Source organism: Chryseobacterium sp. RLHN22 (assembly GCF_051011795.1).
In the GTDB taxonomy this organism is placed as follows: Bacteria; Bacteroidota; Bacteroidia; order Flavobacteriales; family Weeksellaceae; genus Chryseobacterium; species Chryseobacterium zhengzhouense.
This window is the reverse complement of sequence record NZ_JBPCHW010000013.1, coordinates 106,978-114,238: the sequence shown is the minus strand read 5'-3', so window position 1 is coordinate 114,238 and position 7,261 is coordinate 106,978. Positions and strand designations below refer to the sequence as shown.

The window sequence follows — 7,261 nt, the reverse complement described above, 5'->3', positions numbered from 1 at the left end:
ATGAGGTAAAATCCATTTTTCCAGTTTATCTTTGCTTATGAGTTCCAGATTTTAGTTCTTTTTTTTTGCAACTCTAAATTGCTAATTTTCTGGAAACTCTTTTTCTAAAAAAGTTTAAACAGGCTTATAATTAGAAAAAACTCCAAAATATTTTTTTTGGAGTTTTTATTTATACATATAATCTAACTTATTTTAACTTGTAAGTGTTTCTATTTTGGTAATCACATCATCGATGTCGAAAGGTTTGGAAATAAATTCGTCTGCCCTGCAGGAGTTGATGACTTCATCTGCTTTTGCATGTGCACTGATGATCATTACGGGAATATTGGCTGTTTTTTCGTCCTCTTTTACCTGATTGCACAGATCGGTACCTGAACCATCCGGTAATCTCACATCCATGATAAAAAGATCAGGAACTGAAGATTGATCGCGCTTGTTGAAAGCCTCGGCAGTTGCAAATGAACGCACATCATAATTTTCGAATGACAGGAGTAGCTGTAATGCATCTCTGATGCCTGTCTCATCTTCTACGATAAATATTGTTTTCATACCCATCGACTGGCAAAAACGAAGCCAACTTTATTCAGAAAATAAAATGGATGGGAATAAAATGCACGATGTTTGCTTTTTTTACGGTAACCAAAAGAATATTAATATATGAACAATCAAGTTTTAAGAGATCAGCATGCGGTAGGATTAGGCGGTGTTGCGATCGGTACAGCTTTTGAAAACCTGACAGACGAGCAATCACAGAATATCTTGGAGACGGCCTGGAATGAAGGAATACGGTACTATGATACCTCACCTTGGTATGGTCTTACAAAAAGTGAAAGACGTTTTGGTGATTTTCTTCAGCATAAAAACAGGGCAGATTTCGTCTTTTCTACAAAAATAGGAAGACTCTTTACTGAAGTTCCTGAAAGTGAAGTTCCGCCCACCATGTGGAAAGCTCCGTTGAGCTACGATTTCCGTCACGATTATTCTGAAGACGCCATAAAACGCTCGATTGAAGAAAGTCTCAAGAGAACTTCTTTAGGGTACATTGATATCGTTTACGTTCATGATTTATCCGAAGATCAGGTTGGCGACCGGTATCCTTATTTTCTTGAACAGGCTAAAAAAGGTGCATTCAAAACCCTTTCCAAACTGAGAGATGAAGGAATCATCAAAGCATGGGGAATGGGCGTTAACAAAATAGAGCCAATTCTAGATTGTATTGAATACGCAGATCCTGATATTTGTCTTTCTGCAACGCAATATTCTATTCTTGAGCATGAAGATGCGGTCGACCGCTTACTTCCTGCAGTAAAAAAAGCAAATGTAAAGCTGGTTTCAGGAGCAGGCTATAATTCTGGATTTATTGCAGGTAGAGAACGTTACAATTATAAAGATGTTATTCCCAAAGAAATGGCTGAAAAAAGATCAAAACTTATCGAAATTGGAAAAGAATTCGATGTAAATATCATTCACGCAGCATTACAGTTTGTACTGGCTGCAGATGAATTTGTATCCATCATTCCCGGAGCAAGTACGCCTTCTCAGGTTAGAGATAACGTACAGGGCTGGAAAAGCAATATTCCTGCTGAGTTTTGGGCTAAGCTTGTGGAAGAAAAAATTATCTACGAAAAGGCACAAACTCCTAATCATTAAAATTTAATCATTAAGAGAAATTTTGAAAGCTGCTTTAGTCCGGGCAGCTTTTTTTATGCAGTTATCAACAGAAAATCCTGCAAATTTCTTCTGCTAAAATTTTTACCTGCAGAGGCCTCTTCTTTTTATCAACCTCAAGACTGTTGTATATTCCGGTTTTTACGATGACAATATTTTCTGACGGAATCATGATGATAAACTGGCCTAAAAAACCATAGAAAAACCGCAGTTTTATTTCATTTTCGTTATCTGCCCAAACCGTATAGCAGAAAGCATCATTTTCAGGAGTTGGAGAGAGAAGTCTTTCACAATATTTTTTATTGATTAGCTGATTTCCTTCCCAGTTTCCATTCTGTAATAGAAGTTGTCCGATCCTGGCAAAATCCCGCGGGATGGCATGAATGCAGCAGAATGCTTTTTCCACGCCCTTTTCGTCTGTGCTCCATTTTGCAACGGATTCCATTCCTAAAGGCTGCCATATTTTTTCAGAAAGATAATCGGCAAGATTTTTTCCGGTGACTTTTCGTAAGGCTAAGCCTAATAATTGTGGTGCTACACTTTGATATTGATATTTTTTACCCGGCATCTCTTTTATTTCTGTACTAAAAGTTTGCTCTGCCAAGTCTTTTACAAAATATTGTTTTGAATTTTCTGCAAACGGATGATTGTATTCTTCCTCCCAGTCAAAACCTGCCTGCATGGTCATCAGATGCCGGAAAGTAAGATGTTTGCCGTATTGGCTGTCTGAATATTCCGGAAATACGGATGATATCAGTTGATCTTCTGATTCTAAATAACCATCATCTATTGCACTGCCTGTAAGAATTGAAAGAATGCCTTTTGCCATCGAGAAAGAATTCATGTGTGATGAAGAATCATGTTTCTTCCAATATTGTTCATGGATGATCTTGCTGTTTTTGATGATAATAAGTGAAGAAGTGTTGGTTTTTTTTAGCTCTTCGAGCAATCTTTCAGAAAGAATTTTTTTATTGTAATCCGTATGTTTTTGCCATGGATGAGGTTTAAAGTTCAAAACAGAATTAGAAGGAAATTTTTCTCCGTCATCTGTAGAAGGCGTAAGAGGTCCTTTTTTTAAATTCATGCTTAAAGCTCTAAAGATGTAGCTATAGCCGAAAATACAGATTGTTGCCGCAGCTGCAGTTGTTCCTGCTAAAAATCCTAATAAAAGTTTGCTCTTTTTCAAAATAAATACTGTGATTTTAAAATCAATCCCTAAATAATTCCGGATAGTTTTATGTATAATAAAAATCTATCTTCAAATTTTATACCTCTATTCTCCACTTGTGCAACTAGAATAATTTATTGTAGATTTACGAAAAAAAAATGAACACCAAATTACGTTCAACAAAAGAAGGTCTCATCTATATAAGGCAGTCTGTTATCCTCAATCTTAAACGGCCCAATGCTTTGGAAGGAGCTAAGGTTTTGGGAAAACCGATCATTATTAATGTAAATCATATCGTTTTTTTAAGTCATAATCTTGATGGGAATGTTACTTTTTTTATGACGAACGGATTTGAAATCTCTATGAATGTGTTTTACAATGAAGCAGAAGAGGTTTTCAATTGTGCTAAAGCCAGTATTGAGAAAGAGATTCACTAATTTAACTAAACGAAAATAGAAGCAACTAATACCAATTACTCCGCTTTTTCTATTTCAAGAAATGTTTTTGAACCGTCAATATTGGTGTATTCAAGTTTTACAAACCCAAACTGTGTATTAAAATAAGAGATAAGTTGTGTCTCACCAATTCTGCTCTTTGCTTTTCCATAAACAACAAAGCATTCCAGGTTCCCGAGCCTCGTGGTGATGTTTTTTTTCTCTTTAATTTCATATTCATATTTGTTTTCTATTTTGCCTTCCCATTTCAACCATCTTTTATCTGACCAATGATCACCTATTTCAAGATTCCAGTTCCATTTTGTGCCAATTGCGTAAGGGGCTTTTATATAAGGAAAAGGGTTTAGTTCCAATATCTTGAAATAGATATTTCTTGGCGGGTGAAGCCATACATTCATCTTATTTTCAATTGCCCCGGTAGTTTCCATGGAAAAAGATTCGTTATTTTTCATTAAATAGGTAAAATCTACAGCAGTCTGGTTATAGTTGGGATCGAAACTTGCAAAGGGATTGCCCTGATGTGGTTCTATGGTAATATATTGAATGGTTTCATCATCCTTCTTTTCTGATTCTACAAATTTCCATCCGGCGGAAGTATGTCCGGTCTGTTGTATTTCCTGCTCTCCTTTTTTTACAAGAAAGCGGTCATTGTTTCTTACTATATAATAAGAATACGTAAGTTTTTTGCCTAATTTGTAAATTTGGTTATCATCATTATAATTAACGTCGTAAGATTTGTTTTTATCAGGCTTTTCTACCGTTATATCCATATCGGCGAAGATAAATTTGTCCCGGTCTTCCTGAGAATAATAAACAGCAGGAAGCATTAGAAATATAATGCATTTAATTGTTGTCATTTGGTGAATGGTTTAATAATCAAATATAGTAATTAATGAATAATACAGCTGTTGCAAAGGCACAGATATTGATTAGCCTACATAAAAATCACCATCATGAATATTAAACGAGTTTTTGGAGCTGTGCTTACAATTTTGGGTATTATCGGTCTTATTTACACCGGAAGTCAAGTAATCAATAAAAGTGAGGGATATACCACTCTCATGGTAGTCGGAATTATCGGCCTTATTTTTTTCTTTTCGGGAATAGGTCTGGTAAAAAATACAAAAGACGAAGCCTGATTCTTACTGGTAAAATCTTTTCTAAATTTCAAGTAAACAAAATTTAAAATCCACAGCAACATTGCTGTGGATTTTAGTTCATATATAATATTTTGTTGTGATGGTACAATGTTACAACCAAACGCTATGCCATGAATAATATAGAAGCGTGTTTTTTTAAAAAAAATTGGAAAAAATATAACCTGGAAAAAAGCAGTATTAATTTAGTTTAAAAATTATGAGTTTTCTATTCGGAAAACCTTTCTGTGGCACGTATTCTGTAATGTAAAAGTCAAGCAAAATAAAATCTATGGAAAAAATCAACATTATGGTAGCTTTTTGCCAGAAATGCGACGGTTATCATTCAGCAGCTCCTGCTGATCAAAGTCAGATCGATCATCCGGAAATAGTAGATCACTTTTTTTATCACGGTGAACCCTGGTTTACATTAGATCAGGATACTTTCAAAAAAGCGACGATGCTTGAAGAGACAGAGGTAAGAACAGTTTCTCTGAATCATCACAGAGAATATGATTATATGTATTGTAAATGCAGCAAAAAAGTAAAAACGACAACCAAAACACCGGTTTATCAGTTTGCAGGTTCAAATTACGCAGCACCTGTTCAGCAAAAAGCAGAATCTGAAATTGATGTTTATTTCAGAGACGTCTATAGTCTGTGTTACAATTTTCAATAATTCTATGAAACGATGTTCCACATACATTTTTACTTCAGCAATAAGTTCAGACTTAAAAAACCGTAATCATTCAGTTTGATTACGGTTTTTGTTTTCTATAAAATCTTTATTAATAGCTCAGTACAGGATAAAGCTCTATAAAACATAAAGCTATGCAAAATTCCTGCATGGCATTGTTTAATTTAAATCGTTACAAAAAATAATATTTTCTTAGCGATAAAAAAAATTATTTTTAGATACTGCTTATCTAAAAAAATTAAATAATATTTGCCTGTATATTCCCCTGCTGTTCTTCGACAGGATTAATATCAATAACAGGGGCATTGCAGTTGCTTAAAGCTTTAGCTATTTTTTCTGCAGCTGTATCGCAAAAATCCAGCCCGGAATAATCCGGATTCAGCCCGCCAATAAACGGAACTGCCATTATAAAAAGATTTTCTGTAGCTTCACCATACACATTTAAAGCCTGAAAATAATCATTGATTCCTAATCCGGGAACTTTAAGATAATAATTGTTGTTGTGACCTTCAACAACATTTTCTGTATGGTTTTCAAACATTTCTTTTCCTTTTTGATAATCTTTGAAGGCGAGATATGCTGAACTAATAACATTTTCATCTTTTAACCCTTCAAAAGGAAAATCTTTCAGATTCATTTGCTGCTGACCAATCGCATCAATGTACATTTTGTAATAACTTTTCATATCTTTTCCATCTTCAGTTTTATAACAATATATTCCACCGGATTCAGGATGTGGTTCTACGCTACTGTCTTTATTCACCTGGATCAGTTCAATTAAACCGGTATCATGAAGTGCCATGATTTCCCGGTACGAAGATTGTGGAAGTGATGCAATGATTACTGAGATCAAAGGCATTAAAGCAGATTTCAGACGCAGCATATCTTCTGCAGAAAAATGTTTGGCAGGATAATTCATAGAGTAGCTGAATGCTGCCAGTTTTTCTTTCCACGTAATGGATTGTCTTTTTTCTATTGATTTTTCAGCTTCTCTGTATTCAGCTTTGAAGAGATCAAAACTGTCAGATTTTTCTCTGAAGCCAAGCATTTTCTCAGCAAATTCTTCTAAACTGAATTTTTTTATTAGATTGTAAAATTCAGGATCTTTCTGTTTAATAGGAAGCTTGAAATTGATCTCAAAAACATAATCCAAATCTACAAAACCGCCGTTTTTCTTTTTGTAATCATAAATTTCCTGAAGCGACATTGTCCATTCTGATGAGTAAGCATCATCTTCCGAATGAAATCTCAAGGCAGGTAAAAAACCTCCCGTCGAAAACATATGAATTTTAAAATTTTCTGAGTTTTTGTTGAGATGATATTTTATATGTCCGTTATCTGTTTCTATGAATTTTCCGTTCAGTCTGGCTATGGTTTTTACAGCATCAATGGCAGTAAGAGACGTTCCTCGAATGGCAACCGGGAAATTACTTGTTTCTTTAAACTTTGAAGGCGGATAAGGCGAATCGAACCAACCTTTTATTTTTTCTTCCTGCATTTTTGGCCATACATGTCCTGTACAGATAATGACTTTATCTGCGATAATTTTTTCGCTTTGGTGTGTAGTGATTTTAAACTGATCTTTGCCTTCTAATTTAGAAATATCAGTTACCATTGTTTTATTTTTAGCGAAAACTTTTATTCCTTCTTTTTGGGCAAGCTTAATATATTGTTTAAACTGATTTTCCAGATAATCTCCCAGTAACAATCTGGGAATAACCTGATAAGGATTAAAATTTTCAGAATCGCTGAAATCCTTAAAATCAGAAGATGGATTTTCTTTGAGATATTGTTTGAAGGTGTCAACAAGCTCTGGCAATTCGTTTGCAGAGACATTCGCAACATGTTCTTTCAGGGAACCTAATTTTCCATAAGGCATTCCTGCGCCAAAACGTTCATTTTTTTCGAAAATATAAATGTTTTTAGGCTGCACAGACTGTTTTAAAATATGTTTTAAAATCATCAGCGCCGCTGGACCACCACCAATAATGGCAATGGAATTGAGTATTTGATTATTCATAAGATTTACAGCTTGCAACTGATTATTCAAATTATGTTCCTAACCATAATTCTTATAATTAAAAAATAAATAATGGTTTATGTTTTCCGTCATAAAATAGTTTATAATAAAGTTGAA

At 34.4% G+C, this 7,261-nt stretch carries 8 protein-coding genes; 4 read left to right on the top strand and 4 right to left on the bottom strand.

The window, feature by feature from the left end:
* Positions 1-192: 192 nt before the first annotated feature.
* Complete coding sequence (locus tag ACR1PN_RS13915) at positions 193-549, bottom strand: response regulator (RefSeq protein ID WP_378174577.1); 357 nt, start codon at positions 547-549, stop codon at positions 193-195.
* Positions 550-657: 108 nt separating this feature from the next.
* Here ACR1PN_RS13915 and ACR1PN_RS13910 point away from each other — a divergent pair, with 108 nt between their 5' ends.
* Positions 658-1,650 (top strand): aldo/keto reductase, encoded by a 993-nt coding sequence (locus ACR1PN_RS13910; RefSeq protein ID WP_433980527.1) that lies wholly within the window; start codon positions 658-660, stop codon positions 1,648-1,650.
* 64 nt (positions 1,651-1,714) lie between these two features.
* On the opposite strand, the gene ACR1PN_RS13905 is transcribed toward ACR1PN_RS13910, so the two are convergent.
* Entirely contained in the window at positions 1,715-2,854 is a 1,140-nt protein-coding gene (locus ACR1PN_RS13905; protein ID WP_433980526.1) for a serine hydrolase domain-containing protein, read from the bottom strand.
* Between the two features lie 140 nt (positions 2,855-2,994).
* On the opposite strand from ACR1PN_RS13905, the gene ACR1PN_RS13900 reads away from it, so the two are divergent.
* Positions 2,995-3,273 carry a hypothetical protein gene (locus ACR1PN_RS13900; RefSeq protein WP_378174568.1) on the top strand — a complete coding sequence of 93 codons (279 nt, stop codon included), beginning with the start codon at positions 2,995-2,997 and terminating at the stop codon, positions 3,271-3,273.
* Between the two features lie 35 nt (positions 3,274-3,308).
* On the opposite strand, the gene ACR1PN_RS13895 is transcribed toward ACR1PN_RS13900, so the two are convergent.
* Positions 3,309-4,148, bottom strand: coding sequence for a hypothetical protein (locus ACR1PN_RS13895; protein WP_433980525.1), 840 nt, complete (start codon positions 4,146-4,148; stop codon positions 3,309-3,311).
* A 96-nt stretch (positions 4,149-4,244) separates the two neighbouring features.
* On the opposite strand from ACR1PN_RS13895, the gene ACR1PN_RS13890 reads away from it, so the two are divergent.
* On the top strand, positions 4,245-4,430 hold the full coding sequence (locus ACR1PN_RS13890; protein WP_433980524.1) for a hypothetical protein: 186 nt from the start codon (positions 4,245-4,247) through the stop codon (positions 4,428-4,430).
* Positions 4,431-4,719: 289 nt separating this feature from the next.
* Positions 4,720-5,106 carry a hypothetical protein gene (locus ACR1PN_RS13885; RefSeq protein WP_433980523.1) on the top strand — a complete coding sequence of 129 codons (387 nt, stop codon included), beginning with the start codon at positions 4,720-4,722 and terminating at the stop codon, positions 5,104-5,106.
* Between the two features lie 256 nt (positions 5,107-5,362).
* Here the strand turns inward: ACR1PN_RS13885 and ACR1PN_RS13880 are convergent, their stop codons facing one another.
* Entirely contained in the window at positions 5,363-7,144 is a 1,782-nt protein-coding gene (locus ACR1PN_RS13880; protein WP_433980522.1) for an FAD/NAD(P)-binding protein, read from the bottom strand.
* Positions 7,145-7,261 lie beyond the last annotated feature (117 nt).

Excerpts from the sequence above, each read along its gene's own strand:
- ACR1PN_RS13915 (WP_378174577.1), bottom strand. The coding sequence starts at position 549 with ATGAAAACAATATTTATCGTAGAAGATGAGACAGGCATCAGAGATGCA.
- ACR1PN_RS13910 (WP_433980527.1), top strand. The coding sequence starts at position 658 with ATGAACAATCAAGTTTTAAGAGATCAGCATGCGGTAGGATTAGGCGGT.
- ACR1PN_RS13900 (WP_378174568.1), top strand. The coding sequence starts at position 2,995 with ATGAACACCAAATTACGTTCAACAAAAGAAGGTCTCATCTATATAAGG.
- ACR1PN_RS13895 (WP_433980525.1), bottom strand. The coding sequence starts at position 4,148 with ATGACAACAATTAAATGCATTATATTTCTAATGCTTCCTGCTGTTTAT.
- ACR1PN_RS13890 (WP_433980524.1), top strand. The coding sequence starts at position 4,245 with ATGAATATTAAACGAGTTTTTGGAGCTGTGCTTACAATTTTGGGTATT.
- ACR1PN_RS13885 (WP_433980523.1), top strand. The coding sequence starts at position 4,720 with ATGGAAAAAATCAACATTATGGTAGCTTTTTGCCAGAAATGCGACGGT.
- ACR1PN_RS13880 (WP_433980522.1), bottom strand. The coding sequence starts at position 7,144 with ATGAATAATCAAATACTCAATTCCATTGCCATTATTGGTGGTGGTCCA.